The 26,675-nt window shown below is 55.6% G+C and carries 14 protein-coding genes; 10 read left to right on the top strand and 4 right to left on the bottom strand.

Going from position 1 to position 26,675, the window contains the following annotated elements:
* Positions 1 to 21: 21 nt before the first annotated feature.
* The 4 genes from ACY1JZ_RS19965 (at position 22) to ACY1JZ_RS19950 (ending at position 4,897) form a co-directional block, all read left to right on the top strand.
* Positions 22 to 1,032, top strand: a complete 1,011-nt coding sequence (locus ACY1JZ_RS19965; protein ID WP_462630670.1) for a Gfo/Idh/MocA family protein — start codon at positions 22 to 24, stop codon at positions 1,030 to 1,032.
* 393 nt (positions 1,033 to 1,425) lie between these two features.
* Entirely contained in the window at positions 1,426 to 2,310 is an 885-nt protein-coding gene (locus ACY1JZ_RS19960) for an ABC transporter permease (RefSeq protein WP_462630736.1), read from the top strand.
* 15 nt (positions 2,311 to 2,325) lie between these two features.
* Positions 2,326 to 3,195, top strand: coding sequence for a carbohydrate ABC transporter permease (locus ACY1JZ_RS19955; RefSeq protein ID WP_270167238.1), 870 nt, complete (start codon positions 2,326 to 2,328; stop codon positions 3,193 to 3,195).
* Between the two features lie 28 nt (positions 3,196 to 3,223).
* Entirely contained in the window at positions 3,224 to 4,897 is a 1,674-nt protein-coding gene (locus ACY1JZ_RS19950) for a type 2 periplasmic-binding domain-containing protein (RefSeq protein ID WP_462630669.1), read from the top strand.
* Positions 4,898 to 5,057: 160 nt separating this feature from the next.
* Here ACY1JZ_RS19950 and ACY1JZ_RS19945 read toward each other — a convergent pair whose 3' ends face one another.
* Positions 5,058 to 7,151, bottom strand: coding sequence for a WG repeat-containing protein (locus ACY1JZ_RS19945; RefSeq protein ID WP_462630668.1), 2,094 nt, complete (start codon positions 7,149 to 7,151; stop codon positions 5,058 to 5,060).
* 11 nt (positions 7,152 to 7,162) lie between these two features.
* A complete protein-coding gene (locus ACY1JZ_RS19940) occupies positions 7,163 to 9,166 on the bottom strand; it encodes a WG repeat-containing protein (protein WP_462630667.1) in 2,004 nt (667 codons plus the stop codon).
* A gap of 360 nt (positions 9,167 to 9,526) precedes the next feature.
* On the opposite strand from ACY1JZ_RS19940, the gene ACY1JZ_RS19935 reads away from it, so the two are divergent.
* Positions 9,527 to 11,275 carry a sensor histidine kinase gene (locus tag ACY1JZ_RS19935; RefSeq protein WP_462630666.1) on the top strand — a complete coding sequence of 583 codons (1,749 nt, stop codon included), beginning with the start codon at positions 9,527 to 9,529 and terminating at the stop codon, positions 11,273 to 11,275.
* Positions 11,272 to 12,597: an ABC transporter substrate-binding protein gene (locus ACY1JZ_RS19930; RefSeq protein ID WP_462630665.1), complete on the top strand. Its 1,326-nt coding sequence runs from the start codon at positions 11,272 to 11,274 to the stop codon at positions 12,595 to 12,597. The genes ACY1JZ_RS19935 and ACY1JZ_RS19930 overlap by 4 nt, the downstream gene beginning before the upstream one ends.
* Before the next feature lie 299 nt (positions 12,598 to 12,896).
* Here ACY1JZ_RS19930 and ACY1JZ_RS19925 read toward each other — a convergent pair whose 3' ends face one another.
* Positions 12,897 to 17,918: a DUF4132 domain-containing protein gene (locus ACY1JZ_RS19925; RefSeq protein WP_462630664.1), complete on the bottom strand. Its 5,022-nt coding sequence runs from the start codon at positions 17,916 to 17,918 to the stop codon at positions 12,897 to 12,899.
* 21 nt (positions 17,919 to 17,939) lie between these two features.
* On the bottom strand, positions 17,940 to 18,359 hold the full coding sequence (locus ACY1JZ_RS19920) for a hypothetical protein (protein WP_462630663.1): 420 nt from the start codon (positions 18,357 to 18,359) through the stop codon (positions 17,940 to 17,942).
* A gap of 404 nt (positions 18,360 to 18,763) precedes the next feature.
* Here ACY1JZ_RS19920 and ACY1JZ_RS19915 point away from each other — a divergent pair, with 404 nt between their 5' ends.
* From ACY1JZ_RS19915 to ACY1JZ_RS19900, 4 genes are all read left to right on the top strand, one after another.
* Complete coding sequence (locus ACY1JZ_RS19915; protein WP_462630662.1) at positions 18,764 to 22,312, top strand: glycosyl hydrolase; 3,549 nt, start codon at positions 18,764 to 18,766, stop codon at positions 22,310 to 22,312.
* 467 nt (positions 22,313 to 22,779) lie between these two features.
* Positions 22,780 to 23,763 carry an ABC transporter permease gene (locus ACY1JZ_RS19910; protein ID WP_270167255.1) on the top strand — a complete coding sequence of 328 codons (984 nt, stop codon included), beginning with the start codon at positions 22,780 to 22,782 and terminating at the stop codon, positions 23,761 to 23,763.
* Positions 23,764 to 24,042: 279 nt separating this feature from the next.
* Positions 24,043 to 24,909, top strand: coding sequence for a carbohydrate ABC transporter permease (locus ACY1JZ_RS19905; RefSeq protein ID WP_270167256.1), 867 nt, complete (start codon positions 24,043 to 24,045; stop codon positions 24,907 to 24,909).
* 48 nt (positions 24,910 to 24,957) lie between these two features.
* Positions 24,958 to 26,505: an extracellular solute-binding protein gene (locus ACY1JZ_RS19900; protein ID WP_270167257.1), complete on the top strand. Its 1,548-nt coding sequence runs from the start codon at positions 24,958 to 24,960 to the stop codon at positions 26,503 to 26,505.
* The last annotated feature ends 170 nt before the right edge of the window (positions 26,506 to 26,675 follow it).

The raw sequence follows: 26,675 nt of genomic DNA, 5'->3' as shown, positions 1-26,675 counted from the left end.
TGCAAGAGGAGGCAGAGTGAAATGCAGTTCGGCATTTACGGATGCGAGCATAATCATATTGCTATTTTTATTAAGGAGATGCTGGATGAGGGTCATCACTGCATCGGCGTCTATGAGCCATCCAATCATCGGCTTGCGGACAGCGTATGCCTCCAGTTCAATATTCAACGGCTGAAGCATCGCGAGGCGCTGCTTGCCCCGGAGGTGGAGGTAATCGGCAGCGCGGCGGTCAACGAGGAGAAGTTGGACGTAATCGAGTGGTGCCATGAGCATGGCAAGCATGTTATGGTGGACAAGCCTGCGGTGACGAATGCAGCACAGTTGGAGCGGCTGCTGAAGATTCTGAAGGCGGGCCGCATTCAAGTGGGGATGCTGCTGACCGAGCGCTTCCATCCAGCCATTGTTGCCATAAAGCAGCAACTGGATCACGGTGCGGTGGGAGAAATCATCTCCATTCAGATAAGAAAGCCGCATCGCTTGTCTGCAGATAATCGCCCAGACTGGTTTTTCTCCAAGCAGCGCAGCGGCGGCATTATGATTGATCTGCTGGTGCATGATCTCGATCTGGCCAACTGGTTTACGTCGAGCAGACCGATTATGCGTCACGGCTATATGCTCAAGCGCATCCTGCCTGGCTATGAAAGCTTCTACGATACAGCAGCTTTACAACTACTGTATGGCAATGGTACCGCTGTGCAGTTGTATGCCGATTGGCATACACCGAATAGCTGCTGGACGTGGGGAGACGGCAGAATTATCGTGACGGGCACGAAGGGCATTCTGGAGGCTCGCTTATCAGGAGAGGATGGGCAGCATCAGGAGCCGGTGCTAACCTTGATGACGCATGATCAAGAACTGCGGCGCGTGCCCCCTATAGAGCCGCCGACTACGATTACAGCCGATTTCCTGCGGCGGATTGCGGGCGAGCGCTGTTTGCTCCGTCACGAGGATATTGCTGCAGCGCTGCAGGAGGCGGTAGCGGCGGATCGCGAGGCGTTTGCCTTGCGATCGACAGAGCATCTAAGCGAGTAAAGTTGGCTTAGATTAAGTCATGGATGTGAAGCAGTAAAGCGAGCCAATATAGCAAGCAGTGGAACGGCCCTAGTCCTGTATGTTACAGGATAAGGGCCGTTTTCCATCTCCATGACATGACGGGGGTTATGCCGGGGCCTTTGTCACGATGGGTAGAACAACGGCTCCCCACCCTCGGTTTTGAACATACATTGACCGGAAATGAGCATGGGAACCCGATTTGGAAAGCGTTATCATTTTACATATCCACTATGGAATGGCGTTCAGAATGGAGGCAGAAGGATGAAGCTAGAGCCAAGGCCGACGGCCAAGACGAGTACAGGGAGAGGGGCAGGGACAGGGATAGGGAGTGCCAGGCCGCCAGGCCGATTGCGATTGCTCAGGAAGGAATGGATGCGGAACCGATACGTCTACATGATGCTGATCCCCGTCGTCGCTTACTATCTCATCTTCAGCTACGGGCCGATGTATGGGCTGATGATGGCGTTCCAGAAGTCGTATAGTCCGGTGAAGGGAATCTGGGCGGGCACCTGGGTTGGGCTGGACAATTTCACGATGTTCTTCAACAGCTACTACTTCTGGCGGCTGATCAAGAACACCCTCATCTTGAGCATGTACAGCATCCTGTTCGGCTTCCCCGCCCCGATTATTCTGGCGCTGCTGCTGAATGAGGTTCGCAAGAGATGGTTCAAATCGGCGGTGCAGACGATCAGCTACATGCCGCATTTTATCTCGGTGGTGGTCGTGGTTGGGATGTTGAAGACGTTCTCCGCACTGGATGGCGGGCTGTTCAATATTATTCGCAGCTTCTTCGACCTGCAGCCGGTGATGTTCCTGGCGGAGAAGGATATGTTCCGGCCGATGTACATCCTCTCGAATATATGGCAGGGAGCCGGCTGGGCATCGATTATCTTCCTGGCGGCGCTGAGCAACATCGATCCACAGCTCTATGAGGCCTCCAAGATCGATGGGGCGGGGCGGTGGCGGCAGTTGCTGCACATTACGATACCGGGCATCATGCCGACTGTCGTCATTATGCTGATTCTGCGGCTGGGCGCTGTGATGAATGCAGATTTTCAGAAAATATTGCTGATGCAGACCGCGCCAACCTATGAAACCTCTGATGTCATCTCGACCTTCGTCTATCGTTCGGGGATTTTGGAGGGCAACTACACGTATTCGACAGCGATCGGGCTGTTTAATGCGATTATCAATTTCTCGCTGCTGCTCATTGCCAACGGCATCAGCAGGCGTCTCAACTCAACGAGTCTATGGTAATGAGGGGGTGAAGCGGTGAGACGCACCGCAGGTGAACATCTATTTGACGCATTTAATACCGTGTTGCTCTGTCTTGTGATGATGATTTCATTCTACCCGATGCTCTATGTGCTCCATTCCTCGATCAGCGACCCCGATCAGATGCTGCGTTCCCGCTCGCTGATGCTGCTGCCTGAGGGCTTTCAACTGGAGGCCTACAAGTATGTATTCCGTAATCCGAAGATTTACTCGGGCTACATGAACACGCTGTTCTATGTGGCCGTGGGCACTGCGGTCAACCTGCTCATGACGTCGCTAGCGGCCTATGCGCTGTCGCGCATGGATCTGCTCGGACGGAAGACGCTGATGAAGCTCATTACGTTCACGATGTTCTTCGGCGGGGGGATGATTCCGACCTTCCTGCTCATTCAAAATCTGGGGATGGTGGATACGCGGCTGGCGATGATCATTCCCGGCGCCATCAGCACCTTTTATTTCCTCATTATGAAGACCAGCTTCGAGGGCATTCCGATCAGTCTGATCGAGTCCGCCAAGCTGGATGGGGCACATGATTTCCTGATTCTGTTCCGCATCGTGCTGCCGCTGTCCAAGTCCATATTGGCGGTGATGATGCTCTATTATGCTGTGGATCATTGGAATGATTATGTCGGCCCGATGCTGTATCTGCGGAGCCAGGAGCTGTATCCGATTCAGATAGTCATGCGCGACATCCTGATCAGCAGCAGCACAGAATCGATGGGGGCGGGTGTTGATACCGGCTTTGCGATTGGAGAGAACATCAAGTACGCCACGATCATCATCTCGACACTGCCGATTATGCTGGTCTACCCGTTCATTCAGCGTTATTTTGTCCAGGGCGCTCTCATCGGCGCTGTGAAACAATAATATCATCTAACGATGGAGGCGATGTTTGTTGAACAAGAAACTGGGGTCTATCTTACTGTCTTCGGCAATGCTGATGAGCTTGCTGGCGGCCTGCTCACAGGGTAATAATGCGCCTGCAACCACTTCTCCAAGCAACACATCAACCACGACCGGAGAGACGCCCGCTCCTGAGGCCGCGGCGCTAAGCGAGATTCCATTGCCGATAACCACCGAGCGCTTCACGATTAACTATTGGCGGGCCAATGATGCCAAGCTGACCGCTTCGCTAGATAATTTCGGCGATATGGCTGCCTATAAGAAGAAGGCGGAGCTGACAGGGATCGATGTCAAATTTACGCACCCGCCGCTCGGGCAGCAGCGGGATCAGTTCAACCTGCTGATCTCGACCAACGAGCTGCCCGATGTTATCTATTACAACTGGGCCGATGCAGTCGGCGGGCCGGAGAAGATGATCGAGGATGGACGAATCATTCGGCTGAATGAGCTGATCGACCAGTATGCGCCTAATCTCAAGAAGATTATCGCCTCCGACCCCGATGTCAAAAAGCAGATCGCACTCGATGACGGCACCATCTACATGTTCCCGCTGCTCAAGCTGGATGCGCTCAAGCTCAATGCCACCTCCGGCTTGATCATTCGCAAGGACTGGCTGGATAATCTGGGGCTGCAGACGCCGACAACGATCGATGAATGGTACACCGTGCTGAAGGCATTCAAGGAGAAGGACCCGAACGGCAATGGCAAGCCGGATGAGCTGCCGTTCACGGGCAACTGGGGGCCGGGCAATCTGACGAAGCTGCATGATTTTGCACCGGCCTTCGGGGTGATCGGCGGCTTCCAGATGAACGGAGATAAGGTAGAGTTCGGGCCGATCCAGCCGGGCTACCGTGATTTCCTGGAGACGATGGCTACATGGTATAAGGAAGGGCTGATCGACCCCGAGATTATGACCAATGACGGCAAGGCATTCGACTACAAGATCACCAATAATCTGGCTGGAGCTTACCAAGGCGGCGTGTTCAGCGGCATGGGCAAATATTTCAACCTGATGCGTGATACCGATCCGAACTTCAATGTTACGGGAGCACCATGGCCGGTATCCCCGGATGGCACCGCCTACGCGACATTCAACATGGAGAATAAGGTGCTGCCGTTCGGTGAAGCCATTACATCCTCGGCGGACAAGGACAAATTAAAATATATCGTACAGTGGATGGACTTCAACTATAGCCCGGAGGGCAGCGATCTGTTCAACTTCGGTATTGAGCATGAAAGCTATGTCAAGGACGGGAACGGCGTCAAATTTACAGACACGATCGTGAACAATCCGAACGGGTTGACCTATGATCAGGCGCTTGCCACCTATGCGCTGTCGATTATGGATGGGCCGATTAATCAGGATACGCGCTATCTAGATGCGCTGCTGTTCGATGATGGGCAGCGGGCGGCCAATGCGGAGTGGATGAAGGCGAGCTCGGCGCTTACGCTGCCGACGATTCGGATGACGACTGATGAAGCCAGTGCGAGCACCTCGATTATGAGTCAGGTGAATACGTATCTGAATGAGACGATGACAGCGATCATTAGCGGGCAGAAGCCGATCAGCGAATTCGACAAGATGGCAGAGACGATCAAGAGCATGGGCATCGATCAGGCGATAGCGATCCATCAGGCGGCTTACGACCGTTATAAGGCCAAATAAATTAGGTACGGCTTGCAAATGCCGACGCCCCCTGGAGAGTCATGGGGCGTCGGTAATCCATGAGCGTCCATTAGCCCCCGCCTATTGGCAGACCGGCATGCCAACAGACGCTGCACATAACTGCGCTAGCGTCTGTTGCCCGATTCACACTACCAATGCTTTAATTCGGCAGTACAATCCGGGACTGAGCCTTGTCCTTGTAGTATCCTGTTGGAACCGCGGGGTATTTTGCCTCATTCCACTTCCGTTGCCCCTCGGTTCTCATATGCTCATCCGATGTAAGCAAAAAGCGGTTTGGGCGAAGATTGTCGTCGTTCCAGGTGGTATCCACATGATAATATTTGCCGTTAATCTGCACCAGGTTCCAGGTATGCAGCTCCCAGCCCTCGCGATCGCTGCCGACAGAGCCGGTAATCTTTTTATTTTCTACTCCGGCCATATCCAGCAAAAGCTTGGTCGCAACGGTATAGCCTTGGCAAACAGCGATTCCTAATCCGAAAACGCCGTATTCGCTGTAAGAAGTATAGGGAACCTGGTCAACAAGCTTGCTGTAATTTTCATCATCGTACTCCGTTTGCTCGATGATATATTCATTAATGGCAAGCAGCTTGTCCAAATCGCTCATGTCTGGCTTGATTATGCGTCGAATGACAAGCTGTGCTTCTTTCTTCACGAGATCGTATTGTTCACGGGTCATCGAGGTGCCCTCGACAAAGTCCAAGGTAGTCGGCGGTACTTGATACGTGCCGTCCAGCTTTAAAATTCCGAATGAGTCCCATGATCCTTCCGGCTTTACGGCAGCCAAGCCATTGCTGAACGATTCGGCATGTATGAACCGCGGATTGCTCATCCAGGTGCCATCCTTCTTCAGATACCCGTATCGGATCGTTTTGTCCAGTAAAGATTCGTCTTCTTTCAAGCCGACAAGTGCAACGCCTTCATTGAAGTCTTCCCCTCGATGAAACGCTTGAGCGATAATCGGCTCCAACCGATCGTTATAGTACACTTGCCACTCTCTGCCGTTTTTTTGTATTGTCGCTCTACTGATGCCTTCAGCGAAGTTAATGCGTACTATCGGATACGAGCGACCGCCCTCTTCGTATGCGGTAACCAGCTTGCCTGTTGCAAAATGATAAAGACCGAAATGTGGAGACTTCGAATCGGATTGGATGGTGACCTGAGCCACATCGCCTTCCAGCATTTTTATTCCGGTAAAGGTCAGGTTATATTTGCGGTACTGCTGATCCAGTAAATAATAACTTAGATTGCCCTTGATCATTTCCTGCAAGTACGGTCTGCCATTAGCTTGCTGCACCATCTGATAAGATGCGGGATACGTTTGGAGTACTTTACCTTGTCGGTCAATCAACGCCAGCTTCAAATTATCCGACAACTGATGTGCCAGTGCTTTGCCACCCTGAAAGTTGGAACTAAGACCGAATTGAGTTGCAAAGGCAGGCTTGCCGTTTGTCGTAATGTATCCCCGATAGGTACCGTCTTCCAGCACAACATAAGCGAGTCCCTCGCTGAAGGGTTGCGCGGCGCTATAACGGGGCTGGATGATCCAGGCATTATGGCTGTCTGCATAACCGTATAAACCGGATTCGACGTCATAACGCAGCTTTGGTGAACTGTTTAGCTTGTTTGGGATGGCTCCATCAGCAAGCAGCTTGTCTTGCAAAGTTATCGTCTGCCCCTTCAGGCGAGCATCCAATGCCAGTCGGGATATACGCACCATATTTCCGCGAAGGAAGCCGCTCTGTGCAATCTTGGTTTCCTCCGCAGCATCGATCAGACCCAGCTCGTTTCCTTTGCGAATCGCTGCAGACCAGGTGAAATCTCCTTTGGTATCGTCATAACCCAGAGAACGTAACGCAAAGGTAGTATAGCTGTTTGCATCCAGTTGATCGTTGGCCCCGAACAAGGTTGGAGAGACGCCTTGTGTCAATCCGTGTTTGTACATGTAACCGATATGAGGAGAGGCCCAGTCTGGAACATCTGTAAAGGGATGGGCATACGAATGACGCTGCGCTTGCTTCTCCTGTCCCAGTAAGCGAACCAGCATGACGGCACCCATCACGCGAGTGGGCACGGCACCGAGATCATAGCCCTTATCCGTACCTTGCAAGAGTCCAATGGAATGCAGGTCATCGGCATATGCGTTGTAGTCTGTTTGCGCTTGGGCAACAGGCAACTGCAAGAGTCCAGAACCAAGCAGAGCTGTGCACAGCAAAAGTGAAACCAAACGTTTCATTCCTGTTCCTCCTATTTCCAGATGATCTTGCCTTCCGGCGTAATCTCAGCTTCCTTGTCGTCCAGCAAGTAGCCGTACTTATCGCCGCCGTAGGACACAATCATATCAAACTGCGGCTTGACCAACCATGTACCATCGCGCTTCAATACACCGTATAAATAACGGTTCTTATCCGGCACAAGAACCTGAGCCGGGGCAATTCCGTTGCTGAAAGCAAAGCCGCGCGGCATCTTCATGTCTTCACCAAGTACAGGCTGGCCATCATGATCAATATACGAGCCGAAGGTACCCTGGCTGACGAATGCGACACCGTCTCCATAGGAGCTGGCGGTTTTGTATTCCGGACTCACCTTTTTTCCGCTCGTATCAATAAAATAGTACTTCCCGTGCTCCTTGGCAACGAGCGCCTTGCCTTCGTTGAATGCTTCGGCGTAGACGTAGGAATCGGAATTGAGATAGGTGTTGTCCGCTGTGCGATAGCGATAGCTGTTGTTGATCTGCCCTACGGCAATACGGTCGCCCACATTCGGCGGAGAATCAAATGCCGGTGCAAATTCAGTGCCGTCCAAGAGAACCATGCCCCATTTCGTACCGTTTTTTATCGTGAAATAGGAGGATGCCTTACCGTCATGATCCGACAAATAGGCGCTGTCATAGATTGGTCTAACAATATAGGCGTAATGGGTATCCACATACCCGACCTTTCCGTTCTTTTCCACACGCGCAATACCATTCTCAAACGGACCTATCGTGTCAAAGTCGCCGAGTGCGCTGGAGCCTCCTGGGGTATACGGCTTGAAATTCATTTGGTAAAATTCGTCGCGACCGTCGCGATGCGCCCTAATCAACGGTGTGCCGTCTGCGGCTTGATCGTTGAAATTAATGTAATCGTATCGCGGCGGGAATATTTCCTTGCCGGTACGATCAATGAGGCCTTGTTTTCCAGCAAGAGTAACAATCGCCACGCCGTCTGCACTAAAATTATAAAAGTTATCGTATCGTGGCGTTATGAGGTAGCGGCCGTCTTGCTGCAGCAATCCCACCTTGCCGTTGGACTTCACAAGCAGCAGATGCCGCCAGTTGTAAGCGGATACGGAATCATATTGGTCGCGAATAAGCAGCGTCCCGTTGGTTTTATAAATCGACCATTTGCCATTCAATTCTGCTAGCAGGAAGTCGCCTTCTACGGGTTTAATCTTTGTGAACACAAATTCCAGCTTAGTATGACCTTGCATATCCCACATACCGAGCTTGCCATCCATCGTGCCGATCAATCCCACATAGCGAAGGGTAAAGGCAACCCCGTCTGCATCATAGGTACTCTCTGAGATCAGATCGACTGTTCCCTCTATAGGGAACATTTCTTTACCACTGGAGATAAAATAGAGACCCTGCTGTTGCCCTCGAGTAAATGTGACGAAATCCAGGTTGCGATTCAAGGGTTGATCGTATTCGGCCTCAAACAACTTATTGCCCTCCGGTACATAGAGGCCATGTTTGCCGTCGCGTTGCAGGCTAATAGCCACCTTCGAGGTGTCTTTATCGGTATAGATGGAAACCGCATCGTAAACAGGAGGCAGTATTTCCTTTCCGTTGCGATCAAGGAGTCCTTGCCGTGCCTGGGAAGCGCTTCCGATCCCAACAACAGCATACCCGCTTTCAAAGTCGCTCGCGGAAGTATAACGAATGGAGGTCAGCGATGTGCCGTCCTTCCGAATATACCCGTAGGTCATGGGTGATTTGTAATCCGTCCGAGTCCCTACTACAGCTAGCCCGTCATGGAAGGAGCCGGCATAATTCCATTGCGGATCGATCATCCATTTTCCAGTCTGATCGACATAACCGTAAGTCCACTCCTTATTCCAGACGCCTGCGACAAAATATCCTTCGCTGAATCCATGCATTCTCTCGATGAAACGTTGCTCTCTATCCGCTTGCGCAGATGCTGAGATGCTTGTCGACAGGACCAGAGCGGCAATCAGCACAACACCAAGCCGCTGCTTCCAGTTGCTCATTTGAACACTCCATTCCTAGTTCTTCATTCCTATCAGTCTACCTGATTTATAGAATAGGTGCAATAATGTCCAATAATCTCTGAATTTAGAAGTTTCCTATCGTTGCAGGTGGGTCTTTCAGCCTGTATGTCTTGATGGATAGCTGGTTCACGCATGCGCCGCTCATTTGAGGGATTCGATAGCACAAGCTGCATGGGAGCGGTATGATGAGTCGATTCCGGTAACACAGCTCCGGGTATGAAGGACTTGCCTATAAGGACAGGTGAAATGAATATGACACTTGCGAATGGAGAGCGTGGCGAGTCTCTTAAAATGTGGTATACAAGAGGTATTACACCAGGACAAAGGAGCGCTCTTGTCATGACAGCCTACCGCAAATTAAGCATTAAGATGAAGATGTTCCTCATGATTATGCTCATGATGGGCCTGGTCATCACCCTCGCGTTCAGTTCTCTCTACTACACCTATTCGATCTATGACAAGCAGTTGTATGACCAATCCTCCCGACTGCTCAACCTCTCCTCGACAACCGTAGATATGGAATTGAAGCGGCTGGAGGCCGTGTCGCTCAACATTCTGTCAGACTTCGAGATCCAGCAGAGCCTCAAGGCGCTGCTGCGGGATGACACGGAGTACTCCGATTACATCGCACGCAAAAAAATTACCGATCGGCTATGGGAGCATATTAGCGGCGCGGCACGGTATGTTCAGTCCGTCCATCTGGTCGATTCACAGGGGAGAGTGAGTAAATACGGGGAGGCGCTGTCCTTCTCCGAGGAGAAATATGCGCGTATGATCCGCGCCGCAGTCGAGGGTAAAGGGGCTGTGCAATGGCTGTACCCGGACGATAGCGACCCGATGCTCATTATGGTGCGGGAGGTGCGTGTCTACGAGCCGCTGACGCTGGAGCCGATCGGTATTCTGTTCCTGCGGATCAATATCGAGCGTCTCGTGGAGGAATATGGAGGAATCGTCAGCCAGAGCAGTGACATTGTGCTGAAGGCGGGGAGCGAGGTCGTCTACCCGTATCGCCAACTGTCCAAGGGGGTGGCGGATGAGCTTCAGCCGCTGCCGGGAGGCTTTGGCTATGAGATTCTTCAGATGGACGGCGGGGCGGTCTTCCTGTCGCAGAGGCAGTCTGCCTATACGGGCTGGGTGTACTACAATATGGCGTCCTATCATGAGATATTCGAGCGTATTGTGTGGCTGAAGAACTTGCTTATTGCTGTCTACCTGGTCGCGATCGTCATCGTATTGGCGCTGGGCATGGCCTTTGCCCGCAGCCTGACACGTCCGATTCGCCAACTGATCGGACAGATGAAGGAGGTGCAGTATGGCGATCTCGACAGTATGGATGCCAGCTTGGCTGTGCCCATCAAGCAGCATATGGACGAGGTTGGGCTGCTGCAACGCACCTATCGGATGATGATTATGCGGATTAATACGCTGATCAAGGAGAATTATGCCAACCAGCTCATCATTAAGGAGACGGAATTCAAGGCGTTGCAGGCGCAGATCAATCCGCATTTTCTGTACAATGCACTGGATTCGGTCCACTGGCTAGCTAAGAAAAATCAGCAGGAGCAGATCTCCAGCATGGTTGTCTCGCTCGGCTATCTGCTGCGCGCCTCGATCAGTCTCAAGCAGAATGTCATTGCGATGGCGGAGGAGCTGGAGATTGTGAAGCATTACATTACGATTCAGACCTATCGCTTCCGGCATCGGCTCGATTTCCATCTCGATGTGCCGGAGATGTATTACAGCGCTCGTATTCCGAAGCTGACCTTGCAGCCATTGCTCGAAAATGCGATTCAGTATGGGCTGGAGCCGCAGGTGGAGCCATGTCTGATTCGCATCTATGCGACGCCGCTAGAGGGCAAACTTGCGGTAGTTGTGGAGGATCACGGTCAAGGGATGGAGGAGGAGACGGTGCGCCGGGTGCTGAGCGGAGAGGTGAAGACACGAGGAACGGGCATCGGACTGCTCAATATCCGTGATCGGATCAGGCTGGCCTTTGGCGAGGAGTACGGGGTACGGCTGGAGAGCAAGGCAGGGAGCGGGACGAAGGTCACTGTGCTGCTGCCGCTGCCGCAGGAGGGCGAACGATGAGGAGGAAGCAGTGGATGTTCGGCAGACGATATAGACGATATATGGGTCTCTTCCTGACTCTTGTGTGGATGATCCCCTTGCTTGGCTGTGCTGCGAGGCTAGCTGACGGGGTAGATAAAGCTGCGGTGGAGCCGATTACGCTTCGTATCGCCTGGTGGGGCGGGGACTTCCGCAATAATGCGACGATCGCTGTAATCGATCGGTATGAACGCTTATATCCCCATGTGCGTATCGAATTCGAATATAGCAGCTTCTACGAATATTGGAAGCGGCTTGCGCCTTATGCTGCGGGCAATGCACTGCCTGATATTATCCAGATGGACATCTCCTATCTATCGCAGTACAGCTCGCTGGAGCTGTTGGAGGATCTGACCCCGTATATGGAGAGCGGGGCGATCGATGTCACGGACATTAGCCGCCAGCAGTTGGATGGGGGGCGGATCGGCGACGGCATCTATGGTCTCAGTCTGGGAACCAATGCGCTGCTGACGATGTATGACCCGCAGATATTGAAGGCACATGGCATACAGCCGCCCACTCCATCCTGGACGTGGGAGGATTTCGATCAGATGGGGGAGCAGCTTCTGGACAAGGGGGTTTACCTCGGCACCTCGTTCACCCCGGAGCAGTTCTTTGCTTACTATCTGAGGCAGCACGGCGCAGCATTGTATGCTGCTGATGGTGCGGGGCTTGGCTACAAGGATGACCAACTGTTCATCGACTATTTTGGCCGAATGCAGCGGCTGGCTCGCGACAAGCTCATCTTCGCGCCGGACATCTGGACCTCGGACATTGGCAAGGCGGATGCTGATCCGTTCTATACGGGAGACGCTTTGTTCAGTGTAGGGTATTCGAATCAGTTCATCAGCACGGTGCAGCGCTATGGCAAGCCGCTGGCGATTGCCCCGATGCCGGGGCCTGGCAGCAAGGCCGGATTATTCATGAAGCCGGGCATGTTCTTCTCGATTGCGGGCAATTCCAAGCATAAGGAGGAGGCGGCGAGATTTATCAGCTTCTTCGTGAACGACCTGGAGGCCAATGTGCTGCTCAAGGGCGAGCGGGGCGTGCCGGTATCCTCCCGGATCAAGGAGGAGATGATGCCGTATATCGAGCCAGAGCTGGCTCAAGTGTTCGACTACATGAACTGGGTGGAGCGCAACAGCAGCCCGATGGACCCGCCAGACCCGGTAGGCGCATCAGAGGCGGCAGCCGTGCTTCGCGATCTGTACGATCTGCTGCTGTTCGGCAGGATGACGCCGCAGGAGGCAGCGAAGCAGTTCCGGGAGCAAGCGGAGCAGATTCTGGCGCGTAATGCACGCTGAACATTCAAAAGCCCCCGGTGCAGCCGGGGCTATGCAGCTCAGAATTCAAGCTCCCATACCATAAGGATCATCGCAGCTATAGGGGTCAATGTTGCCAGCACGCCATATACATTCCACGCGCGGGATGCGCGCATTTACAAGCACAATTTTAGCGAGGGTCAGATGAGCTGTGAGGACATAGCTGGCGGAATTGAAAAACGACTTGACAGAGACATGTCACCACGCCTCCGCCAAGTCGGTCACTCATCTTTCGGGATAGTCCTGCAAGTCCGGGGGGCTTTCCAGCCGCCTTATGTTGTCTACGCCAACTGAGCGGCAATCTGCGGGTCCTTGATCTTATGATCCTCTGCCAGCAGCGTCACCTTGGACATAATCTCGGCTGTGCGCGGGTCTTCATCAAGGAACGGCAGCAGGATGCGCCCGCGGTGCTGGCTATGAACCGGCACGATATGCAGCGCCCCGGCGGCTTGCTTGAAGGCATTGCCGCTGCCCAGGTGCACCGCATACTCTCCCAGACTGCCAGTAATATGCGCATAGTTGCCGTCCAGCCGTACATTGTCCAGCTTGAGCAGACGCAGCGCCTCGCTTAGTATGACGCGGCGCATCTCCACCGTCGTCAGACTCGCTTCCGGATCGACGCCGCCGACATGGGCGATGCTGACCACCAGATCCATGTCACGCATCACTTCCGAGAAGAAGAGCGGCGGCACATCCTTCAAGGCAACCGGCTTATACGTCTTGCGGTCGTAGAACTGAATGGCCTCCAGCGTCGGTGCCTCTGTATCGGCCGGGGAGAACCAATCCGCCATCGCATAGAGACTGGCGATCAGATTATGCTCATAGCTTACCTTCTGCAAGCCTTCCTCGTAGCTTACCGTCCATTGGCGTTCCCGCAGCAGCGCGACCGTCTTTTTCGGTTGTACCTGATGACCCGCATAGCGCCGTGAGACGGTGCCGCTCTCCAGCTCATCCGCATTGGGCAAATATAGCTCGCGGAATAATTGCTTGAACGGCTGCTTGCTAGGCAGTGCCTGCTGTCCCTGCCCCTCCTGGAATTGAGCCTCCATAGCCTCACGCTGATACAGAAGCCAGTTGCCGCTCTCGTACAGATGCAGCGGGTGAGCGATCTGCAGTGTGTCGGTCTCCTTCAGCACGCGCTCCACCGTCGTGGCTCCCGCTTCACCCGGCTGCAGACAGCGCAGGCTGCGTTGCTCGGCATTCAGATAACCGAGCGCATCGCCGCAACGGAAGATGAGGGAGCGAAGCAGCGGCGCCAGCACTGGATTAGGTGTCAGTCGAATGATCTCTTCGGCGGTAAACGCCGTACCTGTCACCATACATCGCTCCAGCTCCTGACGAGCACGGCGATACTGCTCGGTCAGCTCGGTCTTCAGCTCCTTCAGCTTGACGACATGCTCATGCTTGTTCAGGCGTGATGGCAGCGATTTGAGCGGCTTGTCATTTTTGATGGCAACAATGCTGCTCTGGCCTTCCTGGTCAATCTCCAGCCGCACCTTCAGACCGCTCTCCAGCTCCATATCCTCCAGATAAGGAGCAAGCTCATCCAGCTTGTCGGCCTCCAGATTCCACATCATCCGCGTAATATCTGCATATCCGGCGTTGCGCGCCAGATTGCCGAGTGCAATCTGGGCGGCTACGCTCTCGCTCGCCCGGCGTTGTGCGCCATATTGCTTGCTCTGCAGCAGAAACTTCTGAATGAAGGCATACCGATCCCGCAGGTCGCGATCTGCATCGGCTGTCAACGGAATCAGGCCGTAGGTGAGCAGATGATCCTTGTTCCGCTTGGCTTCAACGGACTGGCGCAGCTCCTCCAGCTCCAGCTTGCCGAGTACGGCGTCTGCAAATAGCTGCGAACGGCGGTGGTTGGCTCCGCCGGATATATATTTGGCGCAGTCATAGAGCAGATGGAACCGCTCCTCGCCCACAGCTCGATATGCTTCCTCGAACCAGGCGATATCGAAGGCCCCATCGTTGAACTCCTGCGGCGAGATTGGGGAATAGTGCGCCACGATGGTCTCCTTCTCCGCCGAGAAGCTTTCATTGATATGAGCATGGAAATACCATGCTGCGCTGCGCAGCCCTGGCCAGCCCAGATGCTTCGCTACGATCTCCAGCCATTGCGGCGCATACATCGCCGCCTCCAGCAGCTTCTTCTCCGTTACGGGATAGTGCTCCAGCAATTGGCTGAGCAGTTGCTCATCCTCCCCGGGTGCCTGATGGCAGTTCTTGATCAAGTAGCTGAACGTCTCCTTGCGCGTCGTCTGCCCGCCATAGCTGTAGATATAGCCACGAACGAAGGTATCCTGATCCATGGCGGACACGAGATGAACCCAATGCTCCATGCCCTCGATCTGCTGCAGCTTCATCGCCAACGGGCTGACCTCAGTCGGCAGCTCGCCGCGTCCACGCTCGATCTCCACGATCCGGCTGGCAACCGTATTGCGAAGCTGAAGCAGCTCGGCATCCTCAGCAATGCCTTCCGTGCGCGGCGAGGTCAGATCGCGGAGCAGCATGAAGCGGTCTCTGCCCAGCATCACCTGGTAATAGATCTCCTGCGCATCGATCTGACGCAGCTTGTACGCACGCAGATAATCCTGCAATCTCAGCAGAGGCGAGTAATCCTCGTCCCGGAACAAAGCACTGTATTGATAGGCCGACTGAAAAAAACGCCTGAAGCTGTCGTCATCATGCACCCGGCTCTCCGCCATCGAGATCCATTGCTTCGCAAGGAGCTGCAGCAGCCCGGCATCGCTCTCCAGCCGCTCGGCAGGCATCGCAGCGACTACAGCACCCCATACGCGCTCGGCGATGGCAAAGGTGTCGGCCTTAGGCGTGTCCATATAGGCCGCAGTGAGCAGCTCCTGTACCTGATTGCTGTAGCGTAGCTGCTCGATCCGCTCCTTCAGCTCCCCGATATATTCCAGCGGGTAGAGCTGCGTGATGAATTGCTTGCGCCAGCCCTCCATCAGCGGCGTCTTGCGTAGCTGCTCGTAGTCATACTGCTGACGATACAGGCCGAAGAAATGATCAAGCGTCATGCTCAGATTCGGCAGTTGTATGATGAAGTGAAGCTGCAGCAGCTCCATGCTGTCCAGCCCGCTCTGCTGAAAGTACGCTTGCCATAGGTCATGCAGCGGATATTGCGCCAGCATCGGCATGTCATGACGCTGCGCGTAAGGAACGGTCTGGGCGAGCCGTGTGCCGATCAGCAGCGTATCCGAGTAGCCGCTGTAATACTCCACTTTGTATTCCACATCGCGATGCTCGTGTACCAGCGCATCCAGCTCGCTCAGGATGCGAGCCGCCTTGTCCAGCGGGAGCGTAAAGACATCCTGTGGCGCAAAGCCTGCCAGGTCGCGCTTCTCCGCAAGCAGGGGGCTGGTTCGGGATGGATCGAACAGGCCAAAGCCGTTGGCCCCTGTGTAGGCATGATCCACCTGCGTCAGCTTCTCCAGCAGCTGCCTCTCCTTGGCTGTCGGCGTTGCGATCCGTCCTGCCAGCGGCTTGAGCAGCGCATACTGCTCGCTGCGCTCCGGGTCGGAGGCGATCTCGGTCAGCAGCTCCAGCGCACCCAGCCGCTGCAGCTCGCTCTTGGCACGCAGCAGCTTCTCCAGCGATCCGCCCAGCAGCTCGGTTGGCTGGGTCAGCAGGACTTGAATGACCTTCTGTCTCAGCGAGCCGGTCTTCAGCTTCAGCAGTGACTCCAACTGCTCCAGCTCATCGCTTGTGAGCGTCAGCGCCGAAGCCTTGGTCAGCGCCAGCTCGCGCACCGGTATGCTCTTGTCGGACAGGCTGTCGAGGATGAACTGGCGTTGTGTGGGCTCGCTCGGCTGCTGCGCGAACTGGGCGAGCAGCTCTCCCCGCAGCTCGGAGCTGAGCCATTGCTTGAGCCCGATGATCTCAGCGATCCAGGCGGTATCCATGTCGTATGCGGCGAGATAGAGCATCTTCCGTACAATATCGTCGTGTCCGATCTGATAATGTACGAAGTCCAGCACTCGCGATGCGCCCCCGGCCCCGCCTGCAGGGATATGCTGCAGCATGTTGCGGAACAAGTCAAAATCACGCCGCCGCTCCGCCTTGTCCACAAGCTCTGTCAGCGGGATGACCTGTAGCTGCTTCTCATGCTCGCCGTCGACAAATGTCCAATTCCAACTGTAACTCGCGTCATAGTTCCGCACGATCCAGTGAAGCAGTTCCGCATCGGCTGCATCCAGATGGCCACGGGCGATATTCAGGCGCAGCGAGCTGTTCTGGCTGCTTGCCAGCACATATTGCGCTACAATCTGCTGATAGACTTCTCCTTCATTCATGATGCGTACTATTGGCTCTGCAATATGCTGTTCTTCCTCTACAGCCGTTGCCCACAGGCTCAGAAATAGCTTGTTCGCGTTGTCCTCCTGCAGCCAGGAGGCGCGAGCTTGCCGATTCGTCAGCGCCTCGTGAGCCTGCTCGATGAGCTGCGCGGTGACGCGCTGCTGCGCCGATTCAATCCCGAGCCCTGTCCATACAGCCAATCCCCTGACGACGGAGCTGAATCGGATCAGGTTGTGATCGATAATGACACGCAGCATATAGATGAAGGCCTCGATCGTTCCTTCATCCATACGCTCTACGATGCTCTGGCGCAGACCCTCCTGCAGCCTTGCTGCAACGAGCAGCTCGCCGATCATCTGATGAGCATCCTCGCGGTCGCTCATCAGCATCCCCTTAATCATCTCGTTTCCGAGCAGCGCGGTCTGGTTGTCACCATAGATAATCTCTCTCAATGCAGCCATCGTCTGCTCATCGCCGCTGTCCAGCGCATAGGCGATGCAATCGGGGATAACGCCGCGAATCTCGTACATATAATCACGGCCTGTCTCTCTGTCCTGCAGATAGTCGAGGAGGACGAACTGATGCAGCTCCATGCGGAACAGCTCCACCAGCTTGCGCACTACCCGCGGGATGTGCGGCTCCACTGCTGCGGTGCGGTAAGGCCTGCGAGCGTAAGAGACGCTGTGGGGGAAGCGTGCTGCCCGCTGGACGATGTAGCGGAAGCGGTCACCCAGCAGTTCACTGCCCAACTGCTCCGCAGCCTCCTGCAGCGGCTTGAAGTAGGCCGGGAAAGTCGCATTCTCCTGTGCTTGCTCGGATAGCAGACTCACGATGCCCTGGAAGGGCTTCTCCTGCTCGCCGAAATGCCGCAGCTCTAATAACTCGCTAATATATTGTGCAAGCAACTGCTGCTCTTGAGACAGCTCACTGCCCCTCTGGCGCAGCCGATCTGTATAGTGTTGAACCTTCTCTATAGAATTCATTAGATGTCCTCCTCCTGCGGTCTACCACATGCGTCCAGCCAGCATGGTGAACCGGATAAATACCAGCTCAGCCCCGTCATTCAGCGCCAGCGGCGCGTCCAATTCGCGAATGTCCTCGTCGTCGACAAATACCTTATATAGCCCGTCCTCATAGGCGGTCATAGCGGTCTCCAGCGCCCGTTCCAGATTGGGCAGCTCCTGATTATAGAGCGCTCCGAAGCTGACTCTGCCCGCCGCGGCCTGGGCATCCAGCTCCTCCGGCATCAGGCAGGCCAGCAGCTCCTGCTCGCCTTGCCGCTCCTCCAGCGATGTGAGCTGCGAAGCGACCATATATCTGATCAGCTCTCTAAGCGTGGCGGGCACATCGGGCAGTGCAACAGGGTGCTTGGCTAGCGACGGCTTGCGTTTGCCCAGGCTTTTGACGGTTACCCATACGTTCATAGCGTGGCCTCCTCCATTGCTTGCAGGGCATACGTAAAGAATCTAAAAGCTGCCCAGACTGGTTAACGTTAGACATAATACGTACATATGTGCCCATTAATTCTATCTTAAACGATATGCTACTTGTAAACATGGGTCTTTTTACATGTTTTTTGCAGGTCGAAGCAGTCGTAGACGGTGGGAAGTCTCATAGAAACTAAGGGAAGAGCCGCTCGGAGCAAAAAAGTATAAGTCCTGCAAAAGAATCCAAGCCCCGCAGGCCGCGGCTAGAATGCCGAATGCCAGTCTGTGCAAGAAAGTCACATTGTCGGTAAAATGAATGCCCTCTACAATAGTTGCCAAGCAGTGGGTGTCTAAGCGGCATATAGACAAATCCAAATGAAGTGTAAGGGGTGTGAGGCAACATGGACAGGATCGACATGGGCAAATTCCAATCGCCAGCTATGCAATACCGTATCCATCCGTTCTGGTTCTGGAACGGTGAGATGGACGATGAGCAGATTCGCCATCAGATAGAGGAGATGAAGGATAAAGGGGTGGGCGGCTTCTTCCTATGCGCCCGTCAGGGGCTGACGATCCCGTATTTGTCACAAGCCTGGTTCGATAAGGTGCGGCTGGCGGTAGAGCATGCTGCTGCCAGGGAAATGCATGTCTGGCTATACGATGAGTACCCGTATCCGAGCGGCATCGCAGGCGGGGAGGTCATCCTGGAGCACCCGGATGCCAAGCATGTAACGCTGGAGCATCGTCTCGTGCGGGCGAGGGACGGGGAGCGTATCGATCTGGAGCTGCCCTGGGGACGAATTCTATACGCCAAGGCTGCTCCGGTGCGGGCGGATGGAACCATCGACTGGGAGCTTGCTTGCGATGTCAGGCACTGCATCGGCAACCATCAGGCCGATCCGTTATTCCAGAAGACCGGACTGACGACCTACACGCAAAAGCGCTTTTTCACCTATCGCACCGTATACCGGCTGCAATGGGAGGCGCCTGCCGGGGAGTGGGCGCTGCTGGTATTTCAGGAGCAAGAGCTGGACGACTTCAAATATTACGGCACCTTCGTTGACCCGTGCAACCGCGAGGCGATGAGTACATTCATTCGGCTGACGCATGACAAATATGTGCCCGCCGTCGGAGATTATTTTGGAGTAACGGTGAAAGGGATGTTCACGGATGAGATTGCGCTGCTTGGGCGCATGCCGTGGTCGCGGCACATCGCAGCCTTCTTCCGCGAACGCTGCGGCTATCCGCTCACTGATCGGCTGCATGCGCTTGTCGACCGTACAGCGGCGGATGCGGCCAAGGTTCGTTACGACTACTATCAGACTATTCATCTGCTGCTGCGCAGCTCGTATCATCAGCAGGTTCATGACTGGTGCGAGGGTCAGGGACTGGAGTATGTGGCAGAGGTACCCGTTGTGCGCATGGCTACCCAAACCTATAGCCATGTGCCGGGAGGCGACTCGGCACATGAGAAGCTGGGACGGTCGCTGGACTGGAGCCTGCGCCGCTATTTCACCTCGATGCGGGAGAATCCGAAGATGATCAGCTCGCTATCCCGGCAGCTTGGACGCGAGCGTAATCTGGTGGAGTGCTTCCATAGTGTAGGCTGGTCGATGACGCTGCAGGACGCACGCTGGATGGTCGATCGGCTCGCTGCGCTGGGGACGAATTTTTATAATTTTCACGCCTTCTATTATACGATGGACGCGCTCGCCAAGCATGATGCCCCGCCGTCGCAGTTTATTCAGAATCCATACTGGGCGCACTTCCGCACACTGGCCGACTATACGGGACGACTGAGCTATATCATGTCGCAGGGGCGCGCCCACATTCGCATCGCCTATCTTGATCCGACGACCACGCTCTGGAGCTTCATGGCGAACCCGTTCCAGGGATTCCGGTTCGGCGGGGCCGATGGGCCGGACGAGCAGAGGCTGCAGCAGCTTCGTGATGACTGGATGAATATCGGCATACAGTTGCTGCGCAGTCGCCTGGATTACGACCACCTTGACCCGGAGCTGTTGGCGGATGCTCATCCGCAGGATGGGCTGCTTCGCATCGGGCAAGCTGAGTATTCTGTTATCGTGCTTCCGCCGCTAACGAATCTGGAGGGGGCGGCATGGCGGATGCTCCAGCGCTTCAAGGCATGCGGCGGCACCATCATCGCTCTTGGCCTACTCCCCCATGAATCGTTGGGGAACGGCAGCCCGTGCGGTGAGGAGGCGCTCCAGTTGTTCGGCGCGCCATCGTCTGCACAGCTAGACTACTGGAGCGGGCAAGGCAACGCGGCAGCACCCGTCGGGGCGGCTGACGCGGTGGTGGAGCAGCCGCTCTATCAGAGCGGCTGCGCATACTATCTGCCGTATGCGGCCGGGGATACTGCGAGGGTATGGCCGCATCTGGAGCGGCTGCTGGAACGGGTGTCGCCGCCTGCGGTACGACTGCGGTTGGCAGATGATCCGCAGTCGCTGCTGATGCAGACACGTGTGCTGCATGCCAGTGAAGCGGCTGTGTTTGTGACGAATCAAGAGGGCGGGGCGCAGGACGGGCTGTTGGAGCTGGAGCTGGCGCAGCTTCTGAACATCAGCGAAGCTGCTGCGGCGCAGGCACAGGTGCTGGAGCTGTGCCTGGAGACGGGCAGCGCATGGCTGCTGCCCGAGGCGGCGCAGGTCGCTGGCTCAGCGTGCTGGCGCGTGCCGCTGCGGCTGGAGCCTTACGCGGCGCGGCTGCTGCTGGTGCGGCTGCCCGCGGCGCAGCCAGAGGGCGCAGCGCCGCCGCCCGGGGGCTCGCGCGCCATCGCCGCTGGCGGCGACACGCCCGCGGCACAGGCTTCGCCCGCGGCACCCGCTTCGCCTGCGGCACCCGTAGCTGCCGCCCCGCACAGCTTCGCCCGCGGCAGCTCGCCCGCTCCGCAGTCGCTCGCGAGCACAGCCGCGACTCAGCCCGCGGCACCCGCTCAGCCGCTCGCGCTTGCGGCTACTGCGCCCGCCACTGCGCTGTCCCGCTCCGCAGGCGCGGCATTGCCGCTTGCCGCGCCCGCGGCTGAGCGGCTGCGCTTGTCGGCGCAGGGCAACTGGGCGCTTGCCCCGCGGCAGGGCAATATCCTGCGGCTCGGCGAGTTCGAGCTGCAATGGCGCACGCCGCAGGGTCTCGCCGGCCCATGGAGGGTGCCAGCGAAGACCTTCATCGACCAGTGCTCCGACCTGGAGGCGCAGTTCCCTGCGGTCTTCAGCCAAACCTTCGGCACACCGATGAAGATGGGGCTGCGTTACCCGCTTGAGTGCATCTATACCGTGTCCTTCGAGATCACGCAGCTACCTGAAGCGTGTACGCTCGTTATGGATCGGCAGGCGATCGCCGGGGAGGGCGTCATCTACATTAATGGTCACGCCATACCTGACGAGCTGCAGCCGCACCGTGTCTATGACCACCGCAACATGGGGTGTCCGATCGGCCCTTATCTGGTGCAAGGCAGCAATGAACTGCGGGTGGAGATGACGATCCGTCAGGACTTCGAAGGGGTCATTGACCCGCTCTATCTGCAAGGCGAGTTCGGTGTGGAGCTACCTCCGGGGGGAAGCCCCAGACTGACGGCCGCGCCCCGTACTGCCGATGGCCTGCGCGGTGGAGTAGTGGCGGGCTACCCGTACTACGCGGGGAGTCTCTCTTATAGCCGCGGCCTCCATCTGGAGCGTCTGCCCGAGACGGCAAGGTTCGAGCTGGAGTTCAGCGACTGGGATGCTCACTACCATGATTGCTGCGAGGTGATCATCAATGGACACTCGCTTGGCGTTAGGCCATGGACGCCATACCGTTGGCAAGGCGAGACAGCATGGCTCCGTGCAGGAGACAATGAGCTGGAGGTGATCGTCACCGGTACGTTGGCTGCTATGCTTGACGGCAATGTGTTCGATTATGCCAGCCATAGCGTGCAGTCTGTCCAAGGCTAGGTGCACAAGCGATTTCACCGCAGGATAAACCCTGCAACAAAGTGCAAGCCGCCTTCGCACAGCCCAGAGAAGCCAGTGCTTCCGGGGCTGTCGCCTGATCTTCCAGGCAATTGCTGCCCCTGTGCAAAAATGTCTAATTGCCGGGAAACCGGGCGTCCTCTAAGGTGAATAGCAAGAGCTGCTGCTGGCGAAGGTCAGGGCGCAACGATGACAGGCGACAGCGAGTGTTGCTCGCAGGAGGGCAAGAAGGGACGCGCGGAGCCTCTTGCCGCAGGCATCGTTGCAGGCTGGCGAGGGTGCACAATCGTCCAGCCAAGAGCCAGAGGCTCACGCCTTGCTACGACAGCTAGCATCCCCATTCATACTATGTGAGAATGTTGCCTTCACCATCTGCTCCTGTCGGAGCTGGCATACACATCCTAGTGAGAGGGCTGCAGCATGCTCATGCTGAGAAAGGAGAGCTGCGCATGGCACAAGCCGACCAATCTTCCCATCGGCTGCCCGTCCCGGACAATGTGGGCGCAGGGCGGACGCGATCAGGCAGCCGCTCTGCCCTCCGGGCTGAGCTAAGCCGCAACAAGTATCTGTATCTGCTCGCTTTGCCCGGCCTGATCTTTTTTATCCTGTTCAAATATGTTCCAATGTGGGGCGTCATCATCGCGTTTCAGAACTTCTCGCCGTACATGGGGGTCTTCAACAGTGAATGGGTCGGCTTCGAGCACTTTGCCGCCTTCTTCGCTCACCCGGACTTTTGGCTGCTGTTTCGCAATACGATGGCGATCAATCTGATGAGTCTGGTGTTGTTCTTCCCCCTTCCTATTGTGCTGTCGCTCATGCTCAATGAGGTACGCATTCAGTCCTATAAGCGTATCGTGCAGTCCATTGTGTATATGCCGCACTTCTTGTCATGGGTCGTAATTGCAGGCCTAACCTTCCTGCTGTTCGCTACAGGGGAGGGGCTGTTCAACAAGATGCTCGCCGCGGTCGGACTGGAGCGGATCGACTTTCTGACCAATCCGAACGGGTTCTGGCTGATGCTGACGGCCCAATCGATCTGGAAGGAGGCGGGCTGGGGAACGATCCTGTTCCTGGCGGCCATTGCAGGCATCGATCCGCAGCAGTATGAGGCGGCGCGGATGGACGGCGCGAGTCGGCTGCGCCAGATGTGGCATGTCACGCTACCGGGCATTCGCAATGTGGTGCTTATCCTGCTCATTTTGCGATTGGGGCAAATGATGGATGTCGGGTTCGAGCAGGTGTTTCTGATGTATAACGGCGCCGTATCCCATGTGGCTGAGGTATTTGATACTTATGTCTATCGTGTCGGCATCCAGCAGGGACAGTTCAGCTTCAGCACAGCCGTCGGCTTGTTCAAATCCGTTGTCGGTCTGACGCTCGTCGTGCTCTCCAACAAGCTGGCGAAAAGATTCGGCGAGGACGGCATCTACTAAAATGGGCTAACCGTGCATCAACGCGCAACGCTGTTCGTCCACACGCAAATCAAGGTGCGTCAACGCGCAACGCTGTTCGTCAACACGCACATGTCGGAGCGTGAACGCGCAACGTTGTTCGTCCACACGCACATCAAGGTGCGTGAACGCGTAACGCTGTTCGTCAACACGCACATCAAGGTGCGTGAACGCGCAACACCATTCGTAATCATTTCGCATCACCGTACACTACCGTGCATTGCAAAGAACAGGTATCCATTACGCTGGGGAGGGGAGAGCATGATTGAATCGTTCGGCGACCGGTTGTTCAACAAGTTGAATTATGTTGTGCTCGGCCTGGTCGCTATCGCTACATTTTTTCCGATCTATTATGTGCTTGTTGTATCCTTGACGGACTCTACTGAATATTTGACCAAGGATTTTGTGCTATTTCCAGAGAGCTTCTCCTTTACCGCCTATCAGTATCTGCTATCGACCACCGCCTTTGTCCGCTCGCTGGGCAATAGCGTCTTCCTGACGGTCGTCGGCACGGCGTGCAGTCTTGTGATTACCGCTTCACTGGCTTATGCCCTGTCCCGCAAGCGGATGCGTGGACGTCGTGTCATCCTGCTGATGATCCTGTTCACGATCCTGTTCAGTCCGGGCATTATTCCCAATTACCTGCTCGTGCGGGAGCTGGGATTGATGAACAGCATCTGGTCGCTGATTTTCCCTGCACTGGCCAGCGGCTGGAATGTTATTCTGATGAAGGGCTTTTTCGACAGTCTGCCCGCTGAGCTGGAGGAGTCCGCAGCGATCGACGGGTGTAATGACCTGATGATCTGGCTACGTATTATTTTGCCGCTGTCGCTGCCATCAATTGCCGCTTTCGGGCTGTTCTATGCGGTAGGGTACTGGAATCAGTTCTTCAATGCGCTGCTGTATCTCAATGATTCGGCCAAATGGCCGATTCAGGTGCTGCTCCAGAATTTGCTGATCTCGTCCTCCAACAGCGAGCTGACCTCCTCCTCCTATGTGGAGACGCCGCCGACGGAGATGCTGAAGATGGCGGCTGTCGTCATCTCTACGCTGCCGATCCTATGTGTCTATCCGTTCCTGCAAAAGTATTTTGCCAAGGGTGCGATGGTGGGCTCTATCAAAGGGTAAGGAGTAGGCTAACTTATCATTCCAATCGTGAAAAGAGAGGGGTATACTATGAAAAACAGAAAAACGTGGCTCGGTCTTGTTCTTGCGCTTACGCTCGTGTTAAGCGCCTGCGGTCAGAGCGGAGGAAATAGCAGTGGTGCAGCGGAGGGCGGCGCCGCCCAGCCTGCTGGCGGGGAGCCGCCGGTTGAATTTACCGTCATGACGAATTTTTTCAGCCAGCAGCCGATGTCGGATGACAATCTGGTGAAGGCAGCCGTCGAGACGGCGACGAACTCGAAGATGAAGGTGCAGTGGATCTCGTCCAACAACTACACTGACAAGCTGAATGTGACGCTCGCTTCGGGAGATATTCCTGATCTGATCTACATTAATGATCCCTTCTCGACCATGTTCCGCACGATGACCGCGCAGGGCGCCTTCTGGGAGCTGGGGCCGTATATTGCCGACTATCCGAATCTGGCAGCCGGTATCAGCGAGACGGCGTGGAACCTGACCAAGATGGCCGATGGCAAAAACTATGCCATACCGCGCCCACGCCCATCTGAGGCCGACAGCTTCTTCCTGCTGCGCAAGGATTGGCTCGATAAGACAGGACTTCCGGTACCAACGACGACCGATGAGCTGTATCAGGTTATGAAAGCGTTTGTAACGCAGGATCCTGATGGCAATGGCAAGCCCGATACAGCGGGCTATGGCGCCTACATCGAGCCGGCGCGCGCGGATATGCCGTATGGCTCGCTCAGTTATATCGAGCATAGCTTTACAGGCGTTAATGGCAACTGGAAATGGGACGGCAGCCGGATGACGCATAGCTCTCAGTTGCCTGAGGTGCGCGACGCGCTGGAATTTATTAAGCAGGCCTATGATGAGAAGCTGATCCCGGCTGATTTTGCTTCCTTGAAGGGTACGCAGATCAAGGATATGTTCCGCGCGGGCAAGCTCGGGCTGATCGTCGAGAAGGCGGGCACCCAGCGCGACTATCTGGATGAGCTGAAGAAGATCGTACCAGAGGTGCAGGCTACCGATTTCTATCCGGTCACCTCAATTAACGGCTACAATCCCAAGGGAGCAGGCTTCTCGGGCGTAATGGCTATTCCGAAGTCTGTGCCAGAGGACAAGATGAAGCGCATCCTCAAGGTGCTGGACACCTGGATGAATCCCGATGTGTTCAAGCTGAACACCTATGGCATCGAGGGCGTGCATCATACGCTGGAGAACGGCGAGCCCGTCGTCAATACCGAGAAGATGCTGGCGGATAGCGTGGCTGATCTGAACCAGATTCTGTATGTGGCTGATCCGTATGCGAGCTCGATGAAGCCGTTCTTCTCCGAGGAGTCCAATGCGTTATACAAGTCGATACAGGATGAGCGCGCGAAGACGAGCGTGGCTGATATATCGATCGGTCTCTACTCGCCGACGGCGCAGAAGGCGCTGCCCGAGCTGGAGAAGAAGATCGTTGATCTGAAGACGAAAATTATACTCGGTCGCGAGCCTCTTGAGGCTTGGGACGAGCTGGTCGCCAAGCTGGCAGCCGATGCCGACATGGTGAAGATGAGCGAGGAGATGACCGAGGCTTACAAGAAGCGCACCGAATAGCCTGATGCAGCCCAGTGCTCCAGCCGCTGGCCTGTATTGTGATATACCGTTGGGGCAACTTCATGGCTGGCTCTGCAACATAGGTGTGAGGCGTCGCAGCATAGTCGTGGGGCGCTGCAGCATAGTCGTGGGGCGCTGCAGCATAGGTGTGAGGTGCTGCAACATAGATG

This window comes from Paenibacillus sp. J5, assembly GCF_054955055.1.
The sequence above is the reverse complement of the archived record's forward strand: the minus strand, read 5'-3'. Positions and strand labels throughout refer to the sequence as shown.

Bases quoted from the DNA above. Each gene is read 5' to 3' on its own strand.
- ACY1JZ_RS19940 (WP_462630667.1), bottom strand. From the start codon at position 9,166: ATGAGCAACTGGAAGCAGCGGCTTGGTGTTGTGCTGATTGCCGCTCTG.
- ACY1JZ_RS19930 (WP_462630665.1), top strand. From the start codon at position 11,272: ATGAGGAGGAAGCAGTGGATGTTCGGCAGACGATATAGACGATATATG.
- ACY1JZ_RS19960 (WP_462630736.1), top strand. From the start codon at position 1,426: ATGCGGAACCGATACGTCTACATGATGCTGATCCCCGTCGTCGCTTAC.
- ACY1JZ_RS19900 (WP_270167257.1), top strand. From the start codon at position 24,958: ATGAAAAACAGAAAAACGTGGCTCGGTCTTGTTCTTGCGCTTACGCTC.
- ACY1JZ_RS19945 (WP_462630668.1), bottom strand. From the start codon at position 7,151: ATGAAACGTTTGGTTTCACTTTTGCTGTGCACAGCTCTGCTTGGTTCT.
- ACY1JZ_RS19920 (WP_462630663.1), bottom strand. From the start codon at position 18,359: ATGAACGTATGGGTAACCGTCAAAAGCCTGGGCAAACGCAAGCCGTCG.
- ACY1JZ_RS19965 (WP_462630670.1), top strand. From the start codon at position 22: ATGCAGTTCGGCATTTACGGATGCGAGCATAATCATATTGCTATTTTT.
- ACY1JZ_RS19910 (WP_270167255.1), top strand. From the start codon at position 22,780: ATGGCACAAGCCGACCAATCTTCCCATCGGCTGCCCGTCCCGGACAAT.
- ACY1JZ_RS19915 (WP_462630662.1), top strand. From the start codon at position 18,764: ATGGACAGGATCGACATGGGCAAATTCCAATCGCCAGCTATGCAATAC.
- ACY1JZ_RS19935 (WP_462630666.1), top strand. From the start codon at position 9,527: ATGACAGCCTACCGCAAATTAAGCATTAAGATGAAGATGTTCCTCATG.
- ACY1JZ_RS19905 (WP_270167256.1), top strand. From the start codon at position 24,043: ATGATTGAATCGTTCGGCGACCGGTTGTTCAACAAGTTGAATTATGTT.
- ACY1JZ_RS19925 (WP_462630664.1), bottom strand. From the start codon at position 17,918: ATGAATTCTATAGAGAAGGTTCAACACTATACAGATCGGCTGCGCCAG.